Annotated in this window: 26 protein-coding genes; 17 read left to right on the top strand and 9 right to left on the bottom strand. The window is 56.4% G+C overall.

The features are described 5' to 3' along the window. Window positions 1-11 precede the first annotated feature (11 nt). The gene (locus NF78_RS27260; protein WP_156119999.1) at window positions 12-692 is read left to right on the top strand and encodes a hypothetical protein; all 681 of its coding nucleotides are present in this window, start codon (window positions 12-14) and stop codon (window positions 690-692) included. 186 nt (window positions 693-878) lie between these two features. Here the strand turns inward: NF78_RS27260 and NF78_RS27255 are convergent, their stop codons facing one another. Beyond that, the gene (locus NF78_RS27255) at window positions 879-1,115 is read right to left on the bottom strand and encodes a hypothetical protein (protein WP_035994650.1); all 237 of its coding nucleotides are present in this window, start codon (window positions 1,113-1,115) and stop codon (window positions 879-881) included. A 263-nt stretch (window positions 1,116-1,378) separates the two neighbouring features. Here NF78_RS27255 and NF78_RS27250 point away from each other — a divergent pair, with 263 nt between their 5' ends. The 6 genes from NF78_RS27250 (at window position 1,379) to NF78_RS33190 (ending at window position 3,050) form a co-directional block, all read left to right on the top strand. Then, window positions 1,379-1,630, top strand: a complete 252-nt coding sequence (locus NF78_RS27250; protein WP_035994648.1) for a UPF0175 family protein — start codon at window positions 1,379-1,381, stop codon at window positions 1,628-1,630. A gap of 229 nt (window positions 1,631-1,859) precedes the next feature. Next, window positions 1,860-2,087: a hypothetical protein gene (locus tag NF78_RS30170; RefSeq protein ID WP_197065014.1), complete on the top strand. Its 228-nt coding sequence runs from the start codon at window positions 1,860-1,862 to the stop codon at window positions 2,085-2,087. Further along, the gene (locus tag NF78_RS27245; protein ID WP_035994646.1) at window positions 2,075-2,287 is read left to right on the top strand and encodes a DUF2283 domain-containing protein; all 213 of its coding nucleotides are present in this window, start codon (window positions 2,075-2,077) and stop codon (window positions 2,285-2,287) included. Before NF78_RS30170 ends, NF78_RS27245 begins: the two co-directional genes overlap by 13 nt. A gap of 21 nt (window positions 2,288-2,308) precedes the next feature. Then, a complete protein-coding gene (locus NF78_RS27240) occupies window positions 2,309-2,527 on the top strand; it encodes a type II toxin-antitoxin system HicB family antitoxin (protein ID WP_035994643.1) in 219 nt (72 codons plus the stop codon). A gap of 122 nt (window positions 2,528-2,649) precedes the next feature. Beyond that, window positions 2,650-2,898, top strand: coding sequence for a type II toxin-antitoxin system HicA family toxin (locus NF78_RS27235; protein ID WP_035994640.1), 249 nt, complete (start codon window positions 2,650-2,652; stop codon window positions 2,896-2,898). 11 nt (window positions 2,899-2,909) lie between these two features. Next, window positions 2,910-3,050: a hypothetical protein gene (locus NF78_RS33190; protein ID WP_156119961.1), complete on the top strand. Its 141-nt coding sequence runs from the start codon at window positions 2,910-2,912 to the stop codon at window positions 3,048-3,050. Here NF78_RS33190 and NF78_RS27230 read toward each other — a convergent pair. Next, entirely contained in the window at window positions 3,039-4,091 is a 1,053-nt protein-coding gene (locus NF78_RS27230) for an iron uptake porin (protein WP_052051063.1), read from the bottom strand. The two genes, NF78_RS33190 and NF78_RS27230, sit on opposite strands and share 12 nt — an antisense overlap. Before the next feature lie 178 nt (window positions 4,092-4,269). On the opposite strand from NF78_RS27230, the gene NF78_RS27225 reads away from it, so the two are divergent. Both NF78_RS27225 and NF78_RS27220 read left to right on the top strand, forming a co-directional pair. After that, window positions 4,270-4,509 (top strand): type II toxin-antitoxin system HicB family antitoxin, encoded by a 240-nt coding sequence (locus NF78_RS27225; RefSeq protein ID WP_035994637.1) that lies wholly within the window; start codon window positions 4,270-4,272, stop codon window positions 4,507-4,509. 82 nt (window positions 4,510-4,591) lie between these two features. After that, window positions 4,592-4,837: a hypothetical protein gene (locus tag NF78_RS27220; protein WP_035994885.1), complete on the top strand. Its 246-nt coding sequence runs from the start codon at window positions 4,592-4,594 to the stop codon at window positions 4,835-4,837. Window positions 4,838-5,190: 353 nt separating this feature from the next. Here NF78_RS27220 and NF78_RS31650 read toward each other — a convergent pair whose 3' ends face one another. From NF78_RS31650 to NF78_RS27200, 4 genes are all read right to left on the bottom strand, one after another. Further along, entirely contained in the window at window positions 5,191-6,462 is a 1,272-nt protein-coding gene (locus NF78_RS31650) for an ATP-binding protein (RefSeq protein ID WP_072016293.1), read from the bottom strand. A 122-nt stretch (window positions 6,463-6,584) separates the two neighbouring features. Then, on the bottom strand, window positions 6,585-6,929 hold the full coding sequence (locus NF78_RS27210; protein WP_263970719.1) for a DUF5615 family PIN-like protein: 345 nt from the start codon (window positions 6,927-6,929) through the stop codon (window positions 6,585-6,587). A gap of 12 nt (window positions 6,930-6,941) precedes the next feature. Further along, on the bottom strand, window positions 6,942-7,190 hold the full coding sequence (locus NF78_RS27205) for a DUF433 domain-containing protein (protein WP_035994630.1): 249 nt from the start codon (window positions 7,188-7,190) through the stop codon (window positions 6,942-6,944). 89 nt (window positions 7,191-7,279) lie between these two features. Next, window positions 7,280-7,951 (bottom strand): hypothetical protein, encoded by a 672-nt coding sequence (locus NF78_RS27200; RefSeq protein ID WP_035994628.1) that lies wholly within the window; start codon window positions 7,949-7,951, stop codon window positions 7,280-7,282. Between the two features lie 494 nt (window positions 7,952-8,445). Here NF78_RS27200 and NF78_RS27195 point away from each other — a divergent pair, with 494 nt between their 5' ends. From NF78_RS27195 to NF78_RS31640, 3 genes are all read left to right on the top strand, one after another. Continuing rightward, complete coding sequence (locus NF78_RS27195) at window positions 8,446-12,447, top strand: magnesium chelatase subunit H (RefSeq protein ID WP_035994625.1); 4,002 nt, start codon at window positions 8,446-8,448, stop codon at window positions 12,445-12,447. 176 nt (window positions 12,448-12,623) lie between these two features. Continuing rightward, on the top strand, window positions 12,624-12,764 hold the full coding sequence (locus NF78_RS31645) for a hypothetical protein (RefSeq protein ID WP_156119998.1): 141 nt from the start codon (window positions 12,624-12,626) through the stop codon (window positions 12,762-12,764). 90 nt (window positions 12,765-12,854) lie between these two features. Then, complete coding sequence (locus tag NF78_RS31640) at window positions 12,855-12,995, top strand: hypothetical protein (RefSeq protein WP_156119997.1); 141 nt, start codon at window positions 12,855-12,857, stop codon at window positions 12,993-12,995. 173 nt (window positions 12,996-13,168) lie between these two features. Here NF78_RS31640 and NF78_RS27190 read toward each other — a convergent pair whose 3' ends face one another. Continuing rightward, complete coding sequence (locus NF78_RS27190; RefSeq protein ID WP_035994623.1) at window positions 13,169-13,597, bottom strand: universal stress protein; 429 nt, start codon at window positions 13,595-13,597, stop codon at window positions 13,169-13,171. Window positions 13,598-14,202: 605 nt separating this feature from the next. On the opposite strand from NF78_RS27190, the gene NF78_RS27185 reads away from it, so the two are divergent. Both NF78_RS27185 and NF78_RS27180 read left to right on the top strand, forming a co-directional pair. After that, window positions 14,203-17,259 (top strand): ATP-binding protein, encoded by a 3,057-nt coding sequence (locus tag NF78_RS27185; RefSeq protein WP_225885440.1) that lies wholly within the window; start codon window positions 14,203-14,205, stop codon window positions 17,257-17,259. Beyond that, window positions 17,246-19,462 (top strand): EAL domain-containing protein, encoded by a 2,217-nt coding sequence (locus tag NF78_RS27180; protein ID WP_035994621.1) that lies wholly within the window; start codon window positions 17,246-17,248, stop codon window positions 19,460-19,462. Before NF78_RS27185 ends, NF78_RS27180 begins: the two co-directional genes overlap by 14 nt. 35 nt (window positions 19,463-19,497) lie before the next feature. Here the strand turns inward: NF78_RS27180 and NF78_RS27175 are convergent, their stop codons facing one another. Both NF78_RS27175 and dnaA read right to left on the bottom strand, forming a co-directional pair. Beyond that, a complete protein-coding gene (locus NF78_RS27175) occupies window positions 19,498-20,091 on the bottom strand; it encodes a YdeI/OmpD-associated family protein (protein ID WP_035994617.1) in 594 nt (197 codons plus the stop codon). 117 nt (window positions 20,092-20,208) lie between these two features. Next, window positions 20,209-21,624, bottom strand: a complete 1,416-nt coding sequence (gene dnaA, locus NF78_RS27170) for a chromosomal replication initiator protein DnaA (protein WP_035994615.1) — start codon at window positions 21,622-21,624, stop codon at window positions 20,209-20,211. A gap of 431 nt (window positions 21,625-22,055) precedes the next feature. Here dnaA and def point away from each other — a divergent pair, with 431 nt between their 5' ends. The 3 genes from def to chlP all read left to right on the top strand — a co-directional run bounded on the left by def (window position 22,056) and on the right by chlP (window position 24,539). Next, the gene (gene def, locus NF78_RS27165; protein WP_052051062.1) at window positions 22,056-22,649 is read left to right on the top strand and encodes a peptide deformylase; all 594 of its coding nucleotides are present in this window, start codon (window positions 22,056-22,058) and stop codon (window positions 22,647-22,649) included. 133 nt (window positions 22,650-22,782) lie between these two features. Further along, the gene (locus NF78_RS27160; RefSeq protein WP_225885439.1) at window positions 22,783-23,145 is read left to right on the top strand and encodes a hypothetical protein; all 363 of its coding nucleotides are present in this window, start codon (window positions 22,783-22,785) and stop codon (window positions 23,143-23,145) included. Window positions 23,146-23,303: 158 nt separating this feature from the next. Next, window positions 23,304-24,539, top strand: coding sequence for a geranylgeranyl reductase (chlP, locus tag NF78_RS27155; protein WP_035994609.1), 1,236 nt, complete (start codon window positions 23,304-23,306; stop codon window positions 24,537-24,539). The last annotated feature ends 111 nt before the right edge of the window (window positions 24,540-24,650 follow it).

The raw sequence follows: 24,650 nt of genomic DNA, 5'->3' as shown, positions 1-24,650 counted from the left end.
GAGTACCGGGCGTGAGTCAGTGGATATCGACGTGGGGAGCCTGGTTGGTGGTGGCAGCCCTCCCAGGGCTGCTCAATATTGCCGTGGCGATCGACGAGCTGCTGAAGGAATGTCGTCGCCTGCCCTTCTTCCAACCCCTCCGCAGTCCTGGGTTTTGGTTCTGGGCCTTTTTGCAGTTTGCCATTCCAGCGGGGCTGTTTTGGCTGCTGGTCGACCTCCAAACCCGGCCCCCCATTGACCTCAAACTGTGGGGGCAGGCCCTGGGGTTTGGCCTGGGGTTTGTGGTGGTGCTGAACAGCCGCACCGACATTTCGGCGCTGCCCACCGTGGATATCAAGCAGTTGTACAACCTGCTGATCAAGTACGCCCGCAATCAAATTGCTGCTGGTCAGACGGGCAAAACCGCTCGATTTTGGGCTGATGTCACCGATGACCTACAGCAGAGCACCGCTGACTTTAACTCTGGGTTTCAATACCTGGCGCTGTACTTTGAAGAAGATGTATCACTCACCGCCGACGAGAAACAGCGCTATCAGGAGCGCATTACGCTAGCCAAAGCCGCGTCCCCTCGCAACGAGCAGGTCAAAGCGATTCGCAACCTGCTGGAGGTACGCCGCCCAGATTTACCGGAGGCGCTGCGCCGCTTCGGCGGCTCGGAGAAGTTGATTCAGCGGTACTTTCCCAAGCGTTGACGGCCTCAGGCCAAGAAACCCTCAGGTAGTAGGGATTCTGACGATAGAGCTGGCAGATTGCCGAACTGGGCTTCCCTGCGTTGATAAAGCGCAAAGCGTACGTAGGTGGCATCGGCGGGGCCGAGATCCATTGCTCACCGGCGGGGGCAAATCTGGCTACCGCTGCCCCCGCTGGCTTACTCGTGCCTACTCCTGTGGGGCAATCCGCCGCGACATCAGGCTGATGTATTCGCCGCTGCGCCCGGTGGGGATGGGGTCAAGCCAGGCGATTCTGTCGCAATAGCGCAACACCTCCATCTGGTTGATAGCACCGACGACGGCGGCGTAGTCGCCCAGCAGGATGTGGCAGAGGCGATCGGGCTGGTAGGTGGGCAGCCGGAACGGGGTGGAGACGGTCAGGTCTCCGGCGTTGGGTTGATACATGGACGGTTTCTCCGTTTTCGGGTTAAGGAAAACGGGGAACGCTCTAGCGGTCCCAGGTGAGGGTAAAACAAGACGCTAGCTTAGAATGGCTCCTAAGGGCATCTCACTTACCTGTGCTAAGAGGGATGTCTCAGGGGATTTGAGAGGCTGCCACCTCTCTCTTCCCCGCCTAGAAGTCATTCCCCGCAAAAGCATAATAAGCTAAGTGGCTAGGGAGTTCAACCGTATTGACGAAGCAAAAACGATAAACTTCGGTGGTTTCTATGATTCAAATTCAGCTTAATCTGCCAGAGAGTGCTTTCTCGGCTTTACGCAGCACCCCCGATGAGTTGGGCCGAGAGTTGCTGATTGCTGCTGTGGTGAAGTGGTACGAAGTAGGGTTGATTTCCCAATCAAAAGCAGCAGAAATTGTGGGCATGAGTCGGCAAGAGTTTTTAGCCGCCCTGAATCGTCTTGAAGTGTCGCCGTTTCAAGCTACCCCTAAAGAATTTGAAGAAGAACTGCACCGTGGTTAGACGATGGGTAGTAAGTGAATCACTGATTATTACTTTGGTTAAAATTGAAGCATTCTGTTTGAGTGGCCTAAGATACCGCCCGCAGGTGGGGGGCATCAGCAAAACTCAACCCTAAACTATGAAGGGGATTTATAATTAGAAGAAAATGGAGGTTTCAACGTCGCACAATGGAGTTCCAATTCGTCTTTCAGACGAGCGGTGGAGTCATATTATTCGGAGACATCCAGAAATGGAAGGCTCTCAAATTCTCGTTGCTGAAACCGTTTCTGAACCCGATTTTATTCAGGCAGGGGATTCGGGTGAACTCCTTGCCATTCGACTTTATGAATCAACTCAGCTAGGGCGTAAATATGTTGTGGTTGCTTACCGAGAGGTCAGCGCTACCGATGGTTTTATTTTAACGGCTTATCTAACTCGTCGCCCATCACAACAAAGGGAGGTTTTATGGACACGTTGAAAATTCTACAAGCATCTGATCAGGCTAACTGGGATTATGACGATGAAGCAGATGTCTTATACCTGTCGGTTGGTGAACCACGCCCTGCAGTTGGCATCGACATTGGCGATGGTGTAGTGCTGCGCTACGACGAAGACACTCAGGAAGTTGTTGGCCTAACAGTGATTGGGTTACGAGCCAAGCTTGCTGAGGCGGCCTAGTTATATCAGGAGCGTGATTATATGGCTAGAGGAATAAGTGATCTTCGCTACGAAATGGTGATTGTGTGGTCAGAGGAGGATGACTGTTATCTGGTGAATTTACCTGATTTTCCTGAACAGACCTATCGCACCCACGGCGGCAGCTATGAAGAAGCTGCCAAGAATGGACAAGAGGTTCTACAACTGCTGCTAGAGGAAGATGGATTGCACCTGTATAAACTCAGACCTGCTACAGCTTGAAAGTTTAGGATTTCAGCAACTGTAGGTTGGGTGAAACGAAGTGAAACCCAACACAGGTTCTATTTGTTGGGTTCCGCTGACACTTTGCTTAACCTGCCGTGCTAGAGCGAGACTCCTAAACCATGACCAAGCGAGATAAGCTACGCGAACGACTGAAGAACAACCCAGCCAATGCAAGGTTCTCAGATATTCGCAAGCTTTTAGAATATGAAGGATTTACACTTGACCGCGTCACGGGTAGTCACCATATTTTTTTGAAAGACGACATTACGTTTGTCGTACCTGTTCACAATAACAAGGTCAAGACAGTTGGGAGCATGTCAGGTTTGCAAGGTCGGCTGAAACAGGTGAGGATGCAAGTGTTGACCTAAAGGCCTAACTGATGACCCCTGAGAAAGCCACCCAACTCAAAACTCATCTCGCAGCAATCGCTCAATTGCTCTACGAGGAGAGCGATCCGGCTGACATGCAGACTCTAGAAATCACCACGGTGAACAGCATCACCCGCGTATCAAAGCGCTGAAAGCCGTAGCGAATGGCCAGATCGCCCAGCCCGCCGCCGCCGACTACCCCCGCCATGGCTGAGTTGCCAATCAGGCTGATCACCATCAGGGTGAGGCCCAGCACCAGGGCGGGCAGCGACTCTGGAATCAGCACATTGCGGACGACTGGCAGTGGGTAGTTGACCACCGTACACGCCAAATCTTGCGCCTTCCACCAGGAAGTTGTTGATCCCGAGACCCGCCGTCCAGCTAAAGTCGTCTCCCCCGGTGAACGAGGTAAACGCCCCGTGGCCAGCGATAAAGAACCCGCCAAAGTTGAGGTTCACCAGCCCTGCAAAGGTATCGGTGGCGGTGGGAACCGCAAAGCCAGCGGCCGCACCATCACTGTGCAGATAGGCCGCCGCTAAATTGAGAATTCCAGCGTTGACCAGATTAAGCTGAGCGATGTAGCTCTGGTTTCGGGCAGCGGCAATACCAACGGCAGGGTTGGTAGCACCGCCAGGATTCGAAGCGGTGTAGCCCAAGTCCAGAATCAGGTTGTCGGTGAAGGCGATGTTCAGGCCAACGCCAGCACCGTTAGACGTGCTGCCAAAGGTGTCATAGAACTGAACGCGACCCGCGTTGGCCACGGAAGGGCCATCGAAGGGGCGGGTAGCGGGGTTTACCCAGTCCCTGCCAGCGTTGCCTCGCGCAGAAACAGTAGCATTGATGCGGTTGCCGAGGGGAAAGCTGTAGGCGAAGGTGGTGACATCGACGTTAAAGCCACCGCCAGCAGCGGTAGCTAGACCGCCCAGAGGGTTGCCGGGGCCACCCGTGATAGCGTTACCATCCCCGGCCTGTAGACGAATGCGCAGGCGATCGCGACCGGAAAAACTCGTGTCAAAGTTCAGACGAGCCCGAGAGGCAACACTGGTGCTGGTTTCGGGAGCCAGGGTGTCAAAGGGCGTGATTAAGTTGAATACCGCCTCACCGCGCAGTTTGGTGGTAGTCGAGAACTGCTGAGCCCGCAGGGTCGCGGTTTCGGCTTCCAGAGCATCGACACGACCGCGCAGGGTGGCCAATTCGCTCAGGGGCCCAGTGGAATGAGGACAATGTTCCCCAGGTGCTGGCCCATCGTTGTGCTTATCTCAATGGAGCCATTGGGTTACAAAGGTGACATGCTCCCAAGACAGTTTACGTTAAGCGAGTGATCGAATTAATCGAGCAAGAAGATAACTAAACTCAGAAGGAGGCCATGATATGGATCATCTAAATTATCCTATTGTTATCTATCCCTGCGATGAAGGTGGCTTTGTGGCGGAAGTTCCGGCATTGAAGGGATGCTTAGCTCAGGGCGAAACCCTGGCTGAGACTTTAGAAGAACTGGCGATCGTTAAACAGCTTTGGCTTGAAACTGCACAAAAAAATGGAAAGACATTGCCCAATGTCAACCATGCGATCGAGAAAGTTAAAACCCTAAGCCTCAGCGGTTCTGCCTAACAAATAATTTGTGCGATCTCTCACAGCTGAGAGAAGGCAGTCAAGAGATTCAACAATCGAAAACGCGACTAGGGAGGGAATGATGCAATTGAGAGAAAGGTCGCTTGCCATTCAAGATGAGACGCTAGGGGTGCTCATTCGAGAGTTGGGAGATGAATGCGGTCGTGTGCTGGAGTTGATTCATCAACTGCAATTGCCCGATTTGCAAGATGGACAGAAGGCTGAAATCTTGGCTGAACTGACAGCGGCTACGATCCACCTGCACACCCACTGCGACGATGAGCTGCAAGCTTCCCTAGCTGATGAGCTAGAACGACTGTCGGATTAATAGTTCAAGAGGCTTGCCAGCAAGTCAGCTGAACTCATCCCAAAAACTGGCTTCGTTAGGTTCTAAACTGGCCGCCCATCAAAACAATGGGAGGTTTTATGGACACGTTGAAAATTCTACAAGCATCTGATCAGGCCAACTGGGATTATGACGATGAAGCGGATGTCTTGTATCTGTCGGTTGGCGAACCACGCTATAGAATTGTGGCCAGCCCCCACTCTAGGTCACTAGAAATGACCGTTTTCTTAGACTGAGATGCTCTAGGAGCCTATTTTCAAAGTCCTAAGAACCCAATCTATGAATCAGCCTGCCAAAGGCTAGGTTGACTTTATAAATTGTCTCTAAGCATATATTTAGTACATTGGTGGTCGAGCCAAAACATAGGCATGAAAGAGAGAATCTTTAAATCTGTAATAACGTTCTCTAAGCTTCTCTAATTCTTCGCCATACTCTTTGGAGGCTAAATGTCCAACGTATTGACTTGCATTATCAACACCCATATCTGATGCGATTTTGTACGCTGTAGTTGTCCATATTTCCCCATGTTCATCTTTTACTTGAGCCATAGCCCTTAATACCGATTCACGCTGAGGAGAGGAAGCTACTGCTTTTCTATATTTACCTTCTAGCACTGGATCTGCTCTTCTCTGAGCAATATCCCTAAGAGTAATCTCAATATCATCGTATGATATTGATGTTTTCGAAGCCTGAAATGCTGTTCTCAACGAAAATTTTCCAATAAGATGCACCATATAAGGATGCCCTTGCGCCAAGGAGACAATTTTCTCAATTGCAGGCTCCTCAAAAACAATGTAATCATCAATATATCTTTCTGCATTGGAAATAATTTCTCTTAGCTCAGATGCATTCATTGGCTCCATGTTAATTATGCTTCCTGCAAATAACCGGTCGCTTGATTCATGTTCCTTCATTAACATCTGTATGTCCTTGGCAACACCGACGATGCAGAACTTTACTTTTGGACAGTTCGTTGCCAGTGACTTTATAAAAGAAGCGAACCCAGTTGGATCAGATATTTGATCAAATTCATCAATCACTATGAGAAGTCCATTTTTTGAAAGTTTTTCTTTGGAGATTGCCTCAACAATATTTGTAAACACCACATCTACACTATGATTGGATATAATCGGCGAAGCTGTAGTTTCAGTTTCCTTAGTTCCACCAAGCTCTACCCCGACCCCAAAAACATTGGCACTAAGTTTAGGTGAATAATTAATCATTATTTTCTTGGCATTTGGAATGTCATATATCCAATCTGCCAAACAACTTGATGAAGTCAGCAATCTCTCTAACAACTCATTAGTTGAGCTAATCTGCCTGCCACATGCCATATAAATAGATAAAAAGTCTAGCTTTTCATCGAAGACAATGCCTGTCTTTTCTAGTATTTCTGCTTTACCAGTGCCAATATTAATAACCTGTCTAGCAAGTGATGTTTTTCCGACTCCTCGATTACCTACGATTGCAATATTAGACCCCTCAGAAATTAAAGCATAATATGTATCTCTTATCGCATTCTCTCTTCCAGCAAAACGCTCGGATTCAGTGATCTCTCTAGATGGCAGAAATGCATTTTCAATTTTTATGATTGTGGGTCTAATCATATTTATCTTCTCTCTTTTTGGCTAGCTTTTGCAAGGCTTAAAGTTTGGACATTTCCTGCCACTCAAACAACGTTTTCACCCACCACGCCTCGCCTGCATCTTTTTCCTTGTCATTTGGAAATTCACAACAGCATCTTTGCAAAACGAACTTGTCTCTCAGTCACCACGACAAAATTGTCAGAAGCCCGATCAGAATAATTTTCTAGAAATCTTTGTAAGACCGCAACCTTATTTGCAGATCTTTCATTCTCAAGCCTTAGAAAAATAATTCCTCGGTGGGGGTACCGTTCCCGGTAGACTTTCTCACCAAAGTCTTTATCACTGGTGATCAAAATCCAGTTTTCATCAAAGGCTTTCTTTATAATCTTATCGTCGTCAATGCCGCGTGCTTCTTCGTATACCGAGAAAACTTCATGGCCCAAGCTTCTCAACCATCGGGATACAAAAACCCCTGTATTTTCGTCCACTAAAAACCGCAATTATGCAATCTCCTTTTGCAGGGGCATAAAACTTGCACTTTCTAAAGACCGTGAAGCAAATAGTAAGCAGGCTCGGATATCGTCTTCGACTAAACCTTCGTACTCTTCTAAAATCTCTGTCGTTGTTGCCCCGTGGGCCAAAAGATTCAGAATATATTCGACAGTAAGACGAGTCCCTTTAACCACGGGTTTGCCAACCATGACTTTGGGGTTGGTCGTGATTCGGTCTAAAAGCTCATTATCAGGCATCGTTTCTAGACCTGTGATGGGTCAGTGACTACTGTTTTCGTAAGCATAGCTCGTAAACCTTCATTGCAAACCTGCGGGTTATTCCCACCCTATCTTTCTTTACCAGACCCATGCCGAATCACCGAAACATAGACCACCGCAAGGGTTAGCCGCTGCCAGTTGGGTTGGTTCAGCGTGAACGCCAGCCCGCCCAACAACGCCACCCACCCCACCGGGCCAAGGGCCAGCGCGATCATCTGGCTCATGCCCATGTAAACCGCAAACGGCAGCGTCAGCCCCAGGGCACTGGTCAACCCGCCCAGCACCGTGCTGGCCATCAAATACACCCCAAACCCACTCGCCTTTGCCGCCGCGATCGCTCCCCCCGCCAGCAGCAGCCCCGCCAAGCTAGGATCATCACTGTGGCGCTGCATCTCCAAAATCACCTGCTCCCGCTGGTCCGGGGGCAGGCGGTCAAACATCTCCTGAAACACCTTGACCACCACAGCATTTTCAATCTCGCAGGTGTCGAGCTGCTGCCAGCGTCGCCCATCGAGAAGCGCCGTCCAGTCAATACCGACATGGTCTGCAACATCGGTGACCACCTGCTTCCACGGCTCATCCCAAAAGAGCTGTCCAAGGCTGCCCGCCCGCAGGTAGCGAATGTGGTTGCAGAGCGTGTCCGGGTCGCTGCCAAAGCCCGAACCGGTCAGTTCTCCCAGGTTGTGGCGCTGCTCGGCGATGGCCGCTTTGACAATTTTTCTGAATTCGTGCAGAGCCATGGCAGAACGGACTTGTCAAGATGACTCTGTTCTGGCATTGGCCGACTGCGATGGATCCCAATGCTCAGAAACTTACTCAAACTTTCACGGTTTAGACCTGCTTAGCCCGGGGCTGTGCCCCAGCCAGGGGGAAACGCCTCACTCCCAAGGAAATTTGGATCCAAAAGGAGAGATTTCCGCTGCCGGGTGATCATTAAGCTTTTGTTACAAAGCTGAGAGGAGCGATCGCGCTTTGCGATAAGTTTTGTAAGCAAACGCCACCGTTGTTTATTTCAAATTGTGTCGCCTAATCGCCCAGATCCTTATCTAACAAGGTTTTCTGGTACAAACATGAAAGGTATACTCGATTTTGCTTTCATTACGAAATATTTCTATAGCCTGCGCTGGATCCTCTCTATAGATCGCTCCGGGGGTCGCCCCGGTCGCTAGCTCTGCCCTCTGGGCCCCGTTCGTTCCATTGCCCCAGCTTTAGCCCGCGAAAGGAGTCTGATTGCATGTTCACCCACGTCAAGCCCACTGTGCGCCACATTGCCCCCGAGGACCTGAACGGGCGGCGGCTGGTCAAGGTGGTCTATGTGGTTCTGGAGCCTCAGTACCAGAGCGCTCTGTCCTCGGCCATCCGGTCGATCAACGCCAACAATTCCCAGGTGGCCTTTGAGGTTAACGGCTACCTGATCGAAGAACTGCGCGACGCCAACAACTACGCGGCGTTCAAGCAGGATGTGGCCGAGGCCAACGTATTCATCGCCTCGCTGATCTTCATCGAAGACCTGGCCGATAAGGTAGTCGAAGCCGTCGCCCCCGTGCGTGACCAGCTCGATGTGGCCGTGTGCTTCCCCTCCATGCCCCAGGTGATGCGCCTCAACAAAATGGGCAGCTTCTCCATGGCCCAACTCGGCCAGTCGAAGAGCATGATCGCCTCCTTCATGAAGAAGCGGAAGGAGAAGTCCGGGTCGGGCTTCCAGGACGCCATGCTGAAGCTGCTGCGCACCCTGCCCACGGTGCTGAAGTACCTGCCGGTGGAAAAGGCCCAGGATGCCCGCAACTTTATGCTCAGCTTCCAGTACTGGCTGGGCGGTTCCCCCGAGAACCTGGAGAACTTCTTCCTGATGCTGGCCGATCGCTACGTGATCACCGACAGCCAGATCGAAGGCGCACCCCAGGCCGAGGGCAGCCTGGAGTACGAAGAGCCCGTCACCTACCCCGATATGGGCATCTGGCACCCCATGGCCCCCCAGATGTTCGAGGACATCAAGGAATACCTCAACTGGCATAGCTCCCGCCGCGACATCTCCGAGGATCTCAAGGATCCCCTTGCCCCCACCATCGGCCTGGTGCTGCAACGCACCCACCTGGTCACCGGCGACGAGGCCCACTATGTGGCCATGGTGCAGGAGTTTGAGTACCTGGGTGCCAAGGTGATCCCCGTGTTTGCGGGCGGGCTGGACTTCTCCAAGCCCGTGGATGCCTACTTCTTCGACCCGGTGGATAAGGACCGGGCGATCGTCGATGCGGTGGTGTCGCTGACCGGCTTTGCCCTGGTGGGCGGCCCCGCCCGGCAGGATCACCCCAAGGCGATCGAGACCCTGAAACGGCTCAACCGGCCCTACATGGTGGCCCTGCCATTGGTGTTCCAGACCACCGAGGAGTGGGAGGGCAGCGACCTGGGCCTGCACCCAATCCAGGTGGCGCTACAGATGGCGATTCCTGAGCTGGATGGGGCCATTGAACCCATCGTGCTGTCGGGCCGCGACGGGCTGACGGGCCGCGCCATTTCCCTGCAAGACCGAATCGAGTCCATCACCCAGCGGGCGATGAAGTGGGCCAACCTGCGCCGCAAGCCCAAGCTCGACAAAAAGCTGGCGATCACCATCTTCAGCTTCCCGCCGGACAAGGGCAACGTCGGTACCGCCGCCTACCTGGATGTATTCGGCTCCATCTATAAGGTGCTGGAGGCGATGCAGCGCAACGGCTACGACGTGCAGGATCTGCCCGAGTCGCCCGAAGCCCTGCTTCAGGAGGTGATCCACGACGCCCAGGCCCAGTACAGCAGCCCCGAGCTGAATGTGGCCTACCGCATGCCCGTGCGCGAGTACCAGGCCCTCACCCCCTACGCCGAACGACTGGAGGAAAACTGGGGCCCGCCGCCGGGCAACCTCAACACCGACGGTGAGAACATGCTGGTCTACGGCAAGGCCTTTGGCAACGTGTTCATCGGCGTGCAGCCCACCTTCGGCTACGAGGGCGACCCGATGCGGCTGCTGTTCTCCCGCTCCGCCAGCCCCCACCACGGCTTCGCCGCCTACTACACCTTCCTGAACAAAATCTGGGGTGCGGATGCGGTGCTGCACTTTGGCACCCACGGCTCCCTGGAGTTTATGCCCGGTAAGCAGATGGGCATGTCGGGCACCTGCTACCCCGACAACCTGATCGGCAGCATCCCCAACCTCTACTACTACGCGGCAAATAATCCTTCGGAGGCGACGATCGCCAAGCGCCGGGGCTATGCCGAAACCATCAGCTACCTGACGCCCCCCGCTGAAAATGCGGGTCTGTACAAGGGGCTGAAGGAGCTGAGTGAGCTGATCGGTTCCTACCAGGGCAACAAGGAGAGCGGTCGGGCGGTGCAGATCGTCAACGCCATCATTGAGACGGCGCGGGTCTGCAACCTGGACAAAGACGTAGAACTGCCCGAGGGGGATTCCGGCGACCTGTCCGCCGAGGAGCGGGACGGCCTGGTGGGCAAGATCTACATCAAGCTGATGGAGATTGAATCGCGGCTGCTGCCCTGCGGTCTGCACGTGGTAGGCAAGCCCCCCAGCGCCGAAGAGGCGATCGCCACCCTGGTCAATATCGCTGGCCTCGATCGCGAAGAGGACGGCATCCAGAGCCTCCAGCGGATCATCGCTACCAGCCTGGGGCGCGATATTGAGGAAATCTACCGGAACAGCGATCGCGGCGTCCTGGCCGATGTCCAACTGCTCTACGACATCAACCAGGGGGTACGGGCCGCCGTGTCCGCCCTCGTCCACGAGCAGATCGACGCCGAAGGGCGCGTCAGCATGGTCTCCCGGCTCAACTTCTTGAACATTGGTCGCAAAGAGCCCTGGATCAAGGCCCTCCACGAGGCGGGCTACAGGAACGTGGACGCCGACGCCATCAAACCGCTGATGGAGTACCTGGAGTTTTGCCTGGAGCAGGTCTGCGCCGACAACGAACTGGGCGGCCTGCTGCAAGCCCTCGAAGGCGAGTACATCCTCCCCGGCCCCGGCGGCGACCCCATCCGCAACCCCGAGGTGCTGCCCACCGGCAAAAACATCCACGCCCTTGATCCCCAGTCCATCCCCACCACGGCGGCGGTCCAGTCCGCCAAAATCGTGGTCGATCGCCTGCTGGAGCGCCAGCGCCAGGAGAACGGCGGCAACTACCCCGAAACCATTGCCACCGTCCTCTGGGGCACCGACAACATCAAGACCTACGGCGAATCCCTGGCCCAGATGATGTGGTTCGTCGGAGTCAAGCCCCTGCCCGACTCCCTGGGCCGGGTCAACAAGCTGGAGCTGATCCCCCTGGAGGAGTTGGGTCGGCCCCGGGTGGATATCGTGGTCAACTGCTCCGGCGTCTTCCGGGACCTGTTCATCAACCAGATGGCCCTGCTGGACCGGGCCGTGAAAATGGCGGCTGAGGCCGACGAGCCCCTGGAGATGAACTTCGTGCGCAAGCACGCCCTGCAACAGGCCGAGGAGATGGGGATTGGGGTGCGCGAAGCCGCCACCCGCATCTTCTCCAACGCCTCGGGATCCTACTCCTCCAACATCAACCTGGCGGTGGAGAACAGCACCTGGGAAAACGAGGCCGAACTCCAGGAGATGTACCTGAAGCGCAAGTCCTTTGCCTTCAACTCCGACAACCCCGGCGTGATGGATAGCAACCGGGGCCTGTTTGAGTCGGCCCTCAAGACCGCCGAGGCCACCTTCCAAAACCTGGATTCCTCGGAGATCTCCCTCACCGACGTGTCCCACTACTTCGACTCCGACCCCACCAAGCTGGTCGCGTCTCTGCGCGAGGACGGCAAAGCCCCGGCGGCCTACATCGCCGACACCACCACCGCCAACGCCCAGGTGCGCACCCTGTCGGAAACGGTGCGCCTGGACGCCCGCACCAAAATGCTCAACCCCAAGTGGTATGAGGGCATGCTCTCCCACGGCTACGAGGGCGTGCGGGAACTCTCCAAGCGCCTGGTCAATACCATGGGCTGGTCAGCCACCGCTGGTGCGGTCGATAACTGGGTCTACGAAGACGTGAACACCACCTTCATCCAAGACCCGGAAATGTGCAAGCGGCTGATGGACCTCAACCCCAACTCCTTCCGCCGCATGGTCTCGACCCTGCTGGAGGTGAACGGGCGCGGCTACTGGGAAACCAGCGACGAAAACCTGGAGAAGCTGCAAGAGCTCTACCAGGAAGTCGAAGACCGGATCGAAGGGGTGGAATAGTCCCTGAGCGATAGCTGATTGAGAAGGGGTGGGCATAGGCCTGCCCCTTTTCGCTATAGTTGAGCAACGATCATGAAACCGCTGTTGTGGAGTGCTGACAAGAAGACGAGAACAGCATCTTTCTAAAAACCATTATTCCAAGCCGAAAAATGAAGAAAAAATATTTGGGAGGATAAATGGAAGACGTTAAGTTGACGCAAGAGGAACAGGAAATTCTAGCATCCGTAGAAAACGATGAGTGGCTTTCGGTTCCTGATCTTGAGCCAGAAATCAAGCGCTACCAGAGCTACGCTAAGGCTCATACCAATCCAATTTGAAGATGAGCGGAAAGTCAAAGGCTATAACCCTGTAACGGAAGGGTTTTCAGACGTTAGATTATGCTCGTCCTCATAAAGTATTGGTATCAGATGGAAGAACTTCAGGAAATCAAGGTGGAGATTTCTTCTCAGGATCTTCAGTTTCTACAGGCTCTGGCAAACCAATCCGAAACTCCTTTGCCAATCATGATTGCCAACGTGCTGCACCAGTTTGTTGTTCATAATTGTTAGGTCTTTCTCCGATGGCAGCAACGAATGATTTATCTTCTACTCAAAAAAAGGCGTTGCTGAACACAGGTATGAATCGAAAAATCAACACCTGTTGTAGGGGCAAACGGCCGTTTGCACCTACCCAAATTCATGCCTCAATTCAGCAACGCCAACAGGTTAATCAATCGGTGGCACTAGTGGCGCAATACTAAAACCGGGCAGCGGGCAAAGCGCACCACGCGCTCGGCTACAGAGCCCAGGAAAAATCTGGAAAGCCCGGTGCGTCCGTGGGAGGAAATGACAATCAGATCGATGCCGTTGGCTTCAGCGTAGTCAATGATTTCAGAGCTGGGATTGCCAACAGAGACTACAAACCTGACGTTTTGGTAAGCTGGCTCGGCGAATTTTTCATGGAAAAGCGCCTTGATGTGGTCAACGCGGGTTTGGTCGTCAACGGTTTGCCATACCATGCCGGGCTGGGTTGGTTCTAGGGCGGGCAGAACATGGACCACGTGAATATTTGTGGCGTCACCGAAAAAATTGAGGGTTTCAACTAGCGCCTGACTTGCCTCTTCAGAGAAATCAATAGGTACTAGAACGTTGCGGCTAGTAAATAGAGTCATTGGGTGATCCTCTTTGGGCTACATAAGCGAAACTGTTGGCCTCAGTCCCGGATTCAAACCTCCTTGAGCTGACTTTGGCAACAGTTTTTGGGCCATGGGCTAATCGAGCATTTGCACAGATGCCTCCAGTCTAGATCGATCTTAGCCCCTGACTTGTGTCAACGGTTTCGGTTTGGCGACAAACTTTCGCCGTTAGGGGCTTCAGCTCTCAAGGGTATGTCAAATTTAGCAAAGAACCTATTACCCCAGGGCGTGTTATCAATGCCAAAGGCTAATTGGTGACAGCCCTTAGCCGTTGCCACAACCAACCGAAAACCCAGAATAGAGGCCGGTTGCCGGACAGAAACTTAAAAGATAGTTGGGTGAAGCGCCGTGGAAACCGACGCGGGGCTAGTGTTATTGAGGGGCTGCGATCGCGCCAGCCAGCCCAAGGTTAATTTCCTTTACTAAAGTGGGTTTTGCCGTCCTGTGGGCACTTTAAGGTTAGGTGAACCTACCTTTAGCTTGCTTAAAAGCAGCGATCGACTCAGCCTAAGTTTTGGGCTGAGTTTTACAAACCAGTACAGACTCGTATAAGTCTGTAATCCTGCCGGTGAGGATAACGTATGCAGTCGTTAGAGGCGATGGGCAATGAGCTAAGCGGATTGGTGCTGCCGCAAAAAATCTTAAACCGTTGGCAGAGTGGATTGAGATTGGGCCTTCTGCTGGTTTTAGGCGTTTTAGGCAACTACTTTCGCTGGTCCATTTTCTTTCATATCGACTTTTTGTTCGGTACTATCGCGGTCTGGCTGGTGCTCAGCCTCTATGGGGCTGGTTGGGGAGCGATCGCCGCGCTGGTCTCCGCCAGTCTGACCTTTTTTCTGTGGCACCATCCCTATGCCGTAGTCATTTTTTCGGCAGAGTTTTTGGTGGTGGCCGCTCTGTCCCGAGGCCATCAGCGCAACCTGGTGCTGTTGAATGCCCTCTTCTGGGTGGTCTTGGGTATGCCTCTGGTGTGGCTGTTCTACCAGCAGGTGTTGGGCCTGGACCCCAACCAGGTCCACATTGTCATGCTCAAGCAGGCGGTCAACGGCATTTTTAATGCCCTGGTGGCCAGTCTGCTGCTGGCCTATACGCCCGTGCATCGCTGGCTGGGTCAACCCCAGGCCACCCGTGCTCTATCGCTCCAGCAGACCCTGTTCAACCTGCTGGTGGCCGCCGCCTTTTTCCCGACGCTGATGCTGCTGGCCCTCAACAGCCACCGGGTTGTAGCTGACATCACGGCTGCGGAGCAGGCTAACCTCAACCTGCTGGCCCAACCCCTGACGGCCTATATCAACAGCTGGTACGACCGCCGAATCAGGGCGACGAACACCCTGGCCGAAATTGCGGCCACTATAGCCACCTCAAACCCCACTCTTTTGCAGGTGAAGACCGAAACCATTCAGGCGCTGATCCCAGACTTTAACCATCTGGTAGTGACCAATGGTGACAACAACGTCGTGGCTCACGCGGTGGCCGCTAGCGACAGCCACACCATTCGGCTCCCCTTTGCCAGCCACACCTCCTTGCAACCTGTCCTGTCCTCCAAGAGCTTGGGCGTCGATGCCCGTCAGGAAGATACGGTTCTGCTGAGTCAGCCGATTCTCGTTCAGGGGCAGGTGGTGGGACGGGTTTGGGGAGAAATTGACCTGGCCTGGCTGCAGTCCCTGCTGGCGGCAATGGCCAGCGAGCTAGAGGTCCAGGTGCACATTGTCGATCAGCACCACAGGGTGCTGATCAGCACCGATCCGCGACGCCCCTGGGGCACGCTGTTCGACCTGCATCAAACCGGGGAGGTCACTAACCTGGACGAGCACACCTACCAGTGGTTGCCCACCCTGGGCAGCACTATCTACGCCCTGCGCTGGCGCAATTCCGTTTTTGTGCGGGAGTCGCCCCTGCCCAAACTTGCCAACTGGACGCTGGTTGTGGAATCGCCGCTCCAGCCTCATATGTTTGAAGTACAGCGAGAGCACACCAATAGCCTGCTAATTCTCATGGGGGTGACTGGGCTGGCGCTGGCGACGGCCACCTGGCTCAGCCGTCGGTTTGTCTCTCCGATGTTTGATTTGGCCCAGACCACCACGAACTTGCCCAGCCAGATCCAGGAGCGACAGGTGATTCGGTGGCCAAGTAGCCCGGTGCTGGAGCTGCGATCGCTGGTGCAAAACTTTCAGCAGATGGCCACCACCCTGAGTCAAAAATTTCAGGAATTACAGCAGGCCAAGCAGAAGGCGGAAGTGGCCAACCAGGCCAAAAGTGAGTTTTTGGCCAGCATGAGCCATGAGTTGCGCACCCCGCTCAACGCCATTCTGGGGTTTACCGACCTGCTGCGCCGACAGCCTACCCTAGTCGAGCACTATGGGGAGCTGGATTTAATCAAATCCAGCGGCGAGCACTTGCTGGAGCTGATCAATGACGTGCTCGACCTGGCCAAAATTGAGGCCGGGTGCATTACGATCAATCGCACTGTGTTCGACCTATACGACCTGTTGAGCAATCTGGAAACACTCTTTTCTCTGCGGGCGGAAGCCAAGGCGATTCGATTTACCGTAGAGCGCGGGGCGGATGTACCGCAAGTTGTTCAAACCGACGAACGCAAGCTGCGTCAGGTGTTGATCAACCTGCTCAACAACGCGATCAAATTCACTGCAAGGGGCCACGTCACCCTGCAGGTTATGGCGGCCCCAGGTGCTGCCCAGGACCTCTGGCTGCGGTTTGAAGTCGTTGACTCTGGCCCTGGCATTGCCCCTGAGGAGCTAGAGCTGCTGTTTCAGGCCTTTTCACAGACCCAAACCGGACGGGGCAGCCAGGAAGGCACAGGACTGGGACTGCGAATTAGCGATCAGTTTGTCCAGCTGATGGGTGGTCGCATTGAGGTGCAAAGCCACCTGAACCAGGGATCGCAGTTTACGGTGCTGGTGCCGGTACAGTTGGCCACGGCGGACCAGCTGTCTCCAGCTCCCTCCAACCATACCGTCACCGGACTGGCTCCCCAGCAGCCCACCTACCGATTGCTGGTAGTGGACGATCAGTTAAGCAATCGGCGACTGCTGAGCCAGTTCTTAACTGACCTGGGGTTTGAGGTGCGTGAAGCCTGCAACGGGCAGGAGGCGATCGCCCAGTGGCAGGCCTGGCAGCCCCACCTGATCTGGATGGACATGCGCATGCCCGTAATGGATGGCTACGAAGCCACCCGCCAGATCAAAGCGCAGCTCAAGGGTCAGGCCACTGCCATTGTGGCCCTGACCGCCAGTGTCTTTGACGAAGAAAAGTCGCTGGTGCTCTCGGCGGGCTGCGACGACTTTATTCGCAAGCCCTTTCGGCAGGGCGTCATCATCGAGAAGCTGAGGCAGCACCTGGGGGTGGAGTTTGTCTACGCTCAGCCCGACTCCGCCCCAGCGGTGGCAGTACCTGAGGTGGTTGACCTTGGGGCGGGTAGCCTAGACGGTATGCCCTCGGCCTGGCGCGATCGCGCTTACCAGTCGGCCACCCAGGCCGATCAGCAGACCCTCCTGCAGCTGTTCGAGGCGCTCCCCCCAGAACATGACAGCGTCCGTCGAACCCTTCACCACTGGACTCTCAATTTTCAGTTCGACAAAATTATCACCCTTACCCGCGGGGACAATGACCACCACTAGCCGCCCTCACTTTACTGTTCTAGTTGTTGACGATATTCCGGATAACCTGCACCTGCTGACGCGGGAGCTAACCGCTGAGGGCTACGAAACGCGGGGCGTGTTGACGGGCACTATGGCGCTGACCGTGGCCCGATCTACCCCCATCGACCTGATTTTGCTCGACATCATGCTGCCCGATATGGACGGCTACAGCGTCTGCCAGCAGCTGAAGGCCGACCCTGCCACCGCATCGATTCCGGTGATCTTTCTCAGCGCCCTGGACGAGGCGCTCGACAAGGCCAGAGCCTTCGCCGTGGGTGGGGTGGACTACATCACCAAACCCTTTAAGGCGGTCGAGCTGCTGGCCAGGGTAAACACCCACCTGAGCCTGCAAAAGGCCCAGAAGCAGCTGCAGCGGTTTAACCAGGAGCTAGAGTACCAGGTGCAGCAGCGCACCCGGGAGCTGGGGGCCGCCAACCGATCGCTGCAGGCAGAGATTCAGGTGCGGCGACAGGTGGAGCAGGAGCTGCGCAACAGTGAATTTCGCTATCGACTGATTGCCGACCATATGGGCGATCTGGTCTGTCTGCACGATGTCAACGGGCAGTTCCTCTACGTCAGTCCGTCGGCTCAAACCCTGCTGGGCTACGCGCCAGACGTGCTGCTGGGCAAGCAGATCGCTGACTTTTGCCACCCCGACGATGGGCCCCACGTGCAGCTCCAGTTTCAAACCCCGCATCAGTCCTACGAAGCCATCACCCTCTGCTACCGGTTTCGCTGCCAGTCGGGCCGCTACCTGTGGCTGGAAACCCTGGCCAAGCCCGTACTGGGTGAAGACGGGCAGGTGACGAACATTGTCACCAACTCAAGGGATGTCACGCGCCGCGTCAAAATTGAGAAGCAGCTGCGCTACGATTCGCTCCACGACGCGCTGACCCATCTGCCCAACCGCGATTGGCTGGCCAAGCGGCTAGAGCTAGAAATTCTGCAGTGCCAGCGCTACAGCCACAACTGCTTTGGCCTGCTGATGATCGATCTCGATCGCTTTAAGGCGGTCAACGACAGCCTGGGCCACCTGACCGGCGATAAACTGCTGGTTGCCGTGGCCAACCTGCTCAAGGGCTGCGTGCGCGATATCGATATGGTGGCGCGCTGGGGCGGCGATGAGTTTGTGATTTTTCTCGATCGCATTGCCGATCTCAAAGAGGCCATTCAGGTGGCTGAGCGGATCAAAACCGCCCTGGAAAGTCCGATTGAAGTGGATGGCAAGATCATCTTCACCTCGGCCAGTATCGGCATTTTGATCGGCAACAGCGGCTATACCACCAGCAACGACATTTTTCGCGATGTCGATATTGCCCTCTACCGAGCTAAGGCGTCGGGCCGCAACCGCTACGAGATTTTTGGGCTCGAAATGTACCAGGAGGCGATCGCGCTGCTCAACCTGGAAAACGATCTGCGCCAGGCGATTCAGCGCCAGGACTTCGTCACCTACTTTCAGCCCGTTATGGCCCTGCCCAGCCGAGCCCTGATCGGGTTCGAGGCCCTGGTGCGGTGGCAGCACTGGGAGCGGGGGCTGATTATGCCCAGTGAGTTCATCGACCTGGCCGAAGATACCGGCCTGATTAAAGCGATCGGGAGCCAGGTGCTGTACCAAGTGTGCGAGGCGATCCACCAGTGGGAAGCGGCCTATGCTCTAAACAATACCTTTCGGGTCAGCGTCAACGTGTCGGGACAGCAGTTCCGCGACACCACCTTCATCGCTACCCTCGACCAAATTTTAGCGGCCACCGGCGTGCGGGGCGATCGCCTCAAGCTGGAGATCACCGAGCGGGTGCTGCTGGAGCAGTCGGACAGCATTGCCAAAACCCTGGCCGCAATTACCGCCCGCGGCATGCAGCTCAGCATCGACGACTTTGGCACCGGCTACTCGTCGCTGCGCTACCTGAGCCAGTTTGCCGTCCAGACCCTCAAGATCGATCGCTCCTTCGTCAGCCAGATCCAGCCCCAGCGCCAGGGTATCGTGCAGGCCATTGTCGATCTGGCCCACAACCTGGAGATGGACTGCATCGCCGAAGGAGTCGAAACCGAAGCCCAACTCGACCAACTCCAGCAGATCGGCTGCGAAGCCGCCCAGGGCTACCTGTTCTCTCAGCCCCTCTCCCTGGATGCGGCCAGTACCCTACTCCAGCACTCGTCCCCCCGCTGGGTCGATCGAAATTGATCGGCCAATCCGGTCCTGCACGCCAGACAGCGGCCCTAGTTAGGCCGGGGCCAGCTATTGGCGCGAAGGTTCTGCGCCGCCAGTTCCACCGTTTCGGCAACGCGGCGATCGCGCGTCTCAGCCCGCTTGGCGCTGGCGATCCACTCCAAAATGCCCCGCTTGGCCGATCGCGGAAAGGCCTCAAAGTTAGTCTGGGCTGCGGCATTGGCCGCCAGCGCCGCCGCCAGATCCGGGGGCACCTCTAGCCGCTCGATCGCGTCGAGCTTTTCCCACGATCCGTCCTGCTTCGCCGCCTCAATTTTGGCCAGCCCGGAGGGCATCATCAGCCCCGCCGCCGTCATTGCCTCAACGCGTTTTTTGTTGAGTGCCGACCAGCCGGAACCCGACTGGCGCCGCGCCAGCCACAGCATGGTGCGTTCGTCGTCGAGCTGGTTGGGCTTGCTGTCAATCCAGCCAAAGCAAAGGGCTTCTTCGACCACGTCGCTATAGGAAACGTAGGGTCGACCCGGTAATTTCTTGTAGGTGATCAGCCAGATGCCCTCGGTGCGGGCATGGTTGGCCATCAACCAGTCGCGCCACTCGGCCCGACTCTCCACCTGGACGGAATTTTCTGGCGTTTGAGCAGTCATAGGCGATCCATAAGGTTTTGGGCCGTAAGCCTTGCCCAAAGTTTTATGCCAGAGAGGTGATGAAATCAGCTCTAGCCCACCCACCCACTCACCTAACCCACCCCCTCCAAGAAGCCTCTACCCCCCTCGCTCAGCCATGGTAATGCGATCGCCCAGTTGCCGAATCGTCTGGGCCAGATCCAGATCGCGCTTGAGCAGCTTCTCAATTTTGGTGTAGCTGTAGAGCACGGTGGTGTGATCCTTGCCGCCAAAGGCGTCGCCAATTTTGGGCAGGCTGAGGTCGGTGTGCCGCCGCATCAGGTACATGCCCACCTGGCGGGCCTGGCTGATCTCGCGCCGCCGCGACGAGCCCTTGAGGTCCTCTACCGACACGCCAAAGTGCTCGGCGACAGCGGCCACCACGGCTCCAGGGGAAGCCTCGATCTTGTCGGCGGGCGGGTTGAGCACCGTCATCAGGTGCTCGACGGTCATGGGCAGGCCCGAAATCGAGGTGTAGGCGATCGCGCGAATCAGCGCCCCCTCCAGCTCTCGAATGTTGGAGGTATAGCTGGCGGCAATGTACTCGATCGCCTCCCGGGGCAGCTGCACCTGCTCGTACTCGGCCTTCTTTTGCAGAATCGCCATCCGGGTCTCGTAGTCGGGGGGCTGGATGTCGGCGATCAGCCCCATGGAGAAGCGCGAGATCAGCCGGTCCTGGAGGCGCAGGATCTGGTTGGGGGGGCGATCGGAGGCCAGCACAATCTGCTTGCCCGCCTCGTGGAGCGTATTGAAGGTGTGGAAGAACTCCTCCTGGGTGTACTCCTTGCCCTCGATAAACTGAATGTCATCCACCAGCAGAATGTCCACATCCCGGTAGTGGGAGCGAAAGTGCTGCATGCTGTCGCGCCGGATGGCGGTGATCAGGTCATTGGTGAACTGCTCGGTGGACACGTAGGCCACCCGCGCCTGGGGGGCAATCTCCTGGCGGTAGTGACCGATGGACTGCATCAGGTGGGTTTTGCCCAGCCCCACCCCGCCGCAGAGAAACAGCGGGTTAAACTCGCGCCCCGGTGCCTCGGCCACCGCCAGGGCCGCCGCGTGGGCCATCCGGTTGTTGGCCCCCACCACAAAGCGCGAAAACACCGCCTTGGGGTTGAGGTCGTTGTAGGGGTCCTGGGCGGGGGCGGGCAACTCCGCCGGGGCCGGGCGGGGGGGCACCACGGGGCGGGAGGGCAGGGCAGGGGTCTGGGTGGGCCAGCTGACTTCGGCCATAGGCAGCAGCGCCGCCGCCGCCGTTTCCCCCTCGGGCACCACGGTAACCTGAAGCTCAATGGCTTTGCCCAAAATGTTGTTGACCACCTGGGTGATGGTGCCCGCGTAGTGCTTCTGCACCCAGTTGCGGGCAAAGGGATTGGGGGTGGAAATGACCAGGGCGCGATCGCTCAGGGTTTGGGCCTGGGCGGGCTTGATCCAGGTCTCAAAGGTGGGGCGGCTCAGCTCCACCTGAAGCTGATTCAGCACCTCTTCCCACAACCGATTCAGGGCCTGATCCACGACTTACCTCTTAAACTACCGCTGCCCAAGGGCAGACACATCGCATAAGTTGACAAACGGAGCCAGCCCAACTCTTGGGCTGACCCTAGGCCGCTAAAACTGAGCCGCCATCCCTGGCGTCATACCTGGGCTGTCCAGGCAGAGCAGCCCGGCTCCCAAACCTGACCCAGGGGCCTAGCTCCTAGACCTGGGGTCGGCCTGCTACAGCAGTATTTAGGGATCTTTAGGGTACTAGATATATGGTTAAAAATTGTCCCTGATTCTAGATATAGCGCTTTGACAAAAATCGGATCCCGTCGTGCTCCAATCAGGTGAGCCGCCAGAGGCTGCCTGCTGGTCTATTGAAGCACAGGTCTTCAGCTCCTGGGGCGCATGTATACAATGACTACAGTATTTGTCGTTTTTCGTGCCTCCACTGCGGGCCAACTGCTATGTCTAAATCCTATAAGCCAGGCCAGCCAAAGGTTCCAGACCCACCCCCCGACGTTCAGGTGCTGACCCTGGGGCATCCGGTGCTGCGCCAGGTAGCTCAGCCCCTAGAGTTGGGGACCGACGAGGCCCTAACCGACGAGACCCTGCAGAGGCTGGTCGATCGCCTGCTCCAGACCATGCAGGCCTCGAACGGCGTCGGCATCGCTGCCCCCCAACTCGGTCACTCCCTGCGCCTGCTGGTGGTGGCCTCGCGCCCCAATCTGCGCTATCCCCACGCACCGCAAATGGAGCCGGTCGTGATGCTCAATCCCCGTCTAATTGCCGCCAGCGACGAGCTGGAGCTGGGTTGGGAAGGCTGCCTCAGCGTGCCGGGGGTGCGCGGTCGGGTCCCTCGCCACCGCGTGGTTGAGGTGGAGTACTGCGATCGCTACGGCCAGTCCCAGCGCCGGGTGTGGGAGGGCTTTGTGGCCCGCATCTTTCAGCACGAGGCCGACCATCTGGAGGGCAAAGTATTTCTCGACCGGGTGCAGTCAGAATCCGATCTGCTCTGCGAGGGGGACTACCAGGCGATGGAAATAGCGAACCTGCCCTGAGACGGGCTGGGAGCGTTTCTAAAAACTATCCAACAGAACCAGGGGCGATCGCAGCCGGTCAATTACCCTGGTAGCTCTGACAGCCGTACCCTGTGCAGATGTTCTTGGTCGATCTACGACCATAGGAGGCAGCTTGAGTTCCTATTCCGAGCCCCGCATCGTTCCCCTCGACATGCTGGATACCGACTACGCCAAAATGGCGGCGGGCGAACCGATCCCCGACGACAAAAAGCAGCGACTCTCCCAGGACAGCTACGACTTTGGGCGCATGGGCAAGCACATTGCTCGCTACCGCTACGGCAACCTCGACCAGCAGGGCCAGGACGACATTCTCTGCACCCTGGGCACCACCGCCGGCCTGTTTACCCTGGCCGACACCGAAGCCATGAACGATCGCCTCCGTCAGACGGGCCGCTTCTACCTCACTCCCGGCGAACGCCAGCAGGTGATCAACTGGCTGGCCGACGAACTGGGGGTCGATCTGCAGGGTTCATAGAATTCTCTCTGCTCAGAAAATAGATCTTCACCCGGTTCCCGTGACTCAATGTAAACGAGTGTTTCAATCGAGTTACAACCCGTAGGAGTGGCCCAAAATGCCCAAAATCCCGTGATACGATTCATCCGTAGCTTTTCGCAATAGTGGAGTAGGCACCCTTGGTACTTCGGGTAGCAGTAGTAGGATCGGGTCCGGCAGGCTCCTCGGCAGCCGAGACATTAGTTAAAGCCGGTATTGAAACGTACCTCTTCGAGCGCAAGCTCGACAACGCCAAGCCCTGCGGCGGGGCTATTCCCCTGTGTATGGTCGACGAGTTTGACCTGCCTCCTGAAATCATCGATCGCCGCGTGCGCAAGATGAAGATGATCTCCCCCTCCAACGTCGAGGTCAACATCGGCAGCACCCTCAAGGACGACGAGTACATCGGCATGTGCCGCCGCGAGGTGCTGGACGGGTTCCTGCGCGATCGCGCCGCCCAGCACGGGGCCAAACTGATCAACGGCACCGTCCACACCCTGGAGCTGCCCGCCACGGAGAATGGGGCCTACACCCTGCACTACACCGAGCACCGTGAAGACGGGCTGGTGGGTGACAACAAGTCCCTCCAGGTCGATCTGGTAATCGGGGCCGACGGGGCCAACTCCCGCGTCGCCAAGGCGATCAAGGCCGGGGACTACAACTATGCGATCGCCTTCCAGGAGCGCATTCGCCTGCCCGAAGACAAGATGGCCTACTACGAAGACCTGGCCGAAATGTACGTGGGCAACGATGTCTCCCCCGACTTCTACGCCTGGGTATTCCCCAAGTACGACCATGTGGCCGTGGGCACCGGCACCATGCGGGTCAACCAGGCCAAGATTAAGAGCCTCCAGGCGGGCATCCGCGCCCGCGCCGCCAAACGCCTGGAAGGTGGTGAAATCATCAAAGTCGAAGCCCACCCCATCCCCGAGCATCCCCGTCCCCGCCGCGTTGTCGGTCGGGTCGCTCTGGTGGGCGATGCCGCTGGTACCGTCACCAAGTCTTCCGGCGAGGGCATCTACTTCGCCGCCAAGTCGGCCCGCATGTGCGCCGAAACCATTGTCGAGTTCTCCAACAGCGGTGCTCGCATTCCCACCGAAGCCGACCTCAAGGTCTACCTGAAGCGCTGGGACAAGCAGTACGGCATGACCTACAAGGTTCTGGATCTGCTGCAAACGGTGTTCTACCGCTCCGACGCCACCCGCGAGGCATTCGTCGAAATGTGCTCTGACATGGACGTGCAGAAGCTCACCTTCGACAGCTACCTCTACAAGACCGTGGTGCCCGCCAACCCCCTGGTGCAGATGAAAATCACCGCCAAAACCGTGGGCAGCCTGATTCGCGGCCACGCCCTGGCTCCGACCCGCAGCTGGTAGGGTGCGATCGTTCAGTTCCTTTCTAACCCCCTAAGATAACTGGCTTTGGCAAAAGGTTGTCAAAGCCAGTTTTGTCTTGGTGCCGCTTAGGTTCTCGGTGCCCTGACGTTT

This window comes from Leptolyngbya sp. KIOST-1 (assembly GCF_000763385.1).
Classification (GTDB): domain Bacteria; phylum Cyanobacteriota; class Cyanobacteriia; order Phormidesmidales; family Phormidesmidaceae; genus Nodosilinea.
Note: the sequence above shows the minus strand (reverse complement) of the source record. Positions and strands in the feature narration are given on the sequence as shown.

Coding starts and splice junctions, on each gene's coding strand:
- NF78_RS33190 (WP_156119961.1), top strand. CDS start 2,910: ATGACCCCTGAGAAAGCCACCCAACTCAAAACTCATCTCGCAGCAATC.
- NF78_RS27185 (WP_225885440.1), top strand. CDS start 14,203: ATGCAGTCGTTAGAGGCGATGGGCAATGAGCTAAGCGGATTGGTGCTG.
- NF78_RS27180 (WP_035994621.1), top strand. CDS start 17,246: ATGACCACCACTAGCCGCCCTCACTTTACTGTTCTAGTTGTTGACGAT.
- NF78_RS27200 (WP_035994628.1), bottom strand. CDS start 7,951: ATGGCTCTGCACGAATTCAGAAAAATTGTCAAAGCGGCCATCGCCGAG.
- NF78_RS27175 (WP_035994617.1), bottom strand. CDS start 20,091: ATGACTGCTCAAACGCCAGAAAATTCCGTCCAGGTGGAGAGTCGGGCC.
- NF78_RS27190 (WP_035994623.1), bottom strand. CDS start 13,597: ATGACTCTATTTACTAGCCGCAACGTTCTAGTACCTATTGATTTCTCT.
- def (WP_052051062.1), top strand. CDS start 22,056: ATGTCTAAATCCTATAAGCCAGGCCAGCCAAAGGTTCCAGACCCACCC.
- NF78_RS27250 (WP_035994648.1), top strand. CDS start 1,379: ATGATTCAAATTCAGCTTAATCTGCCAGAGAGTGCTTTCTCGGCTTTA.
- NF78_RS27255 (WP_035994650.1), bottom strand. CDS start 1,115: ATGTATCAACCCAACGCCGGAGACCTGACCGTCTCCACCCCGTTCCGG.
- NF78_RS27195 (WP_035994625.1), top strand. CDS start 8,446: ATGTTCACCCACGTCAAGCCCACTGTGCGCCACATTGCCCCCGAGGAC.
- NF78_RS27245 (WP_035994646.1), top strand. CDS start 2,075: ATGGACACGTTGAAAATTCTACAAGCATCTGATCAGGCTAACTGGGAT.
- NF78_RS27220 (WP_035994885.1), top strand. CDS start 4,592: ATGCAATTGAGAGAAAGGTCGCTTGCCATTCAAGATGAGACGCTAGGG.
- NF78_RS27225 (WP_035994637.1), top strand. CDS start 4,270: ATGGATCATCTAAATTATCCTATTGTTATCTATCCCTGCGATGAAGGT.
- NF78_RS31645 (WP_156119998.1), top strand. CDS start 12,624: ATGGAAGACGTTAAGTTGACGCAAGAGGAACAGGAAATTCTAGCATCC.
- NF78_RS27235 (WP_035994640.1), top strand. CDS start 2,650: ATGACCAAGCGAGATAAGCTACGCGAACGACTGAAGAACAACCCAGCC.
- NF78_RS31650 (WP_072016293.1), bottom strand. CDS start 6,462: ATGATTAGACCCACAATCATAAAAATTGAAAATGCATTTCTGCCATCT.
- NF78_RS27240 (WP_035994643.1), top strand. CDS start 2,309: ATGGCTAGAGGAATAAGTGATCTTCGCTACGAAATGGTGATTGTGTGG.
- NF78_RS31640 (WP_156119997.1), top strand. CDS start 12,855: ATGGAAGAACTTCAGGAAATCAAGGTGGAGATTTCTTCTCAGGATCTT.
- NF78_RS30170 (WP_197065014.1), top strand. CDS start 1,860: ATGGAAGGCTCTCAAATTCTCGTTGCTGAAACCGTTTCTGAACCCGAT.
- NF78_RS27205 (WP_035994630.1), bottom strand. CDS start 7,190: ATGCCTGATAATGAGCTTTTAGACCGAATCACGACCAACCCCAAAGTC.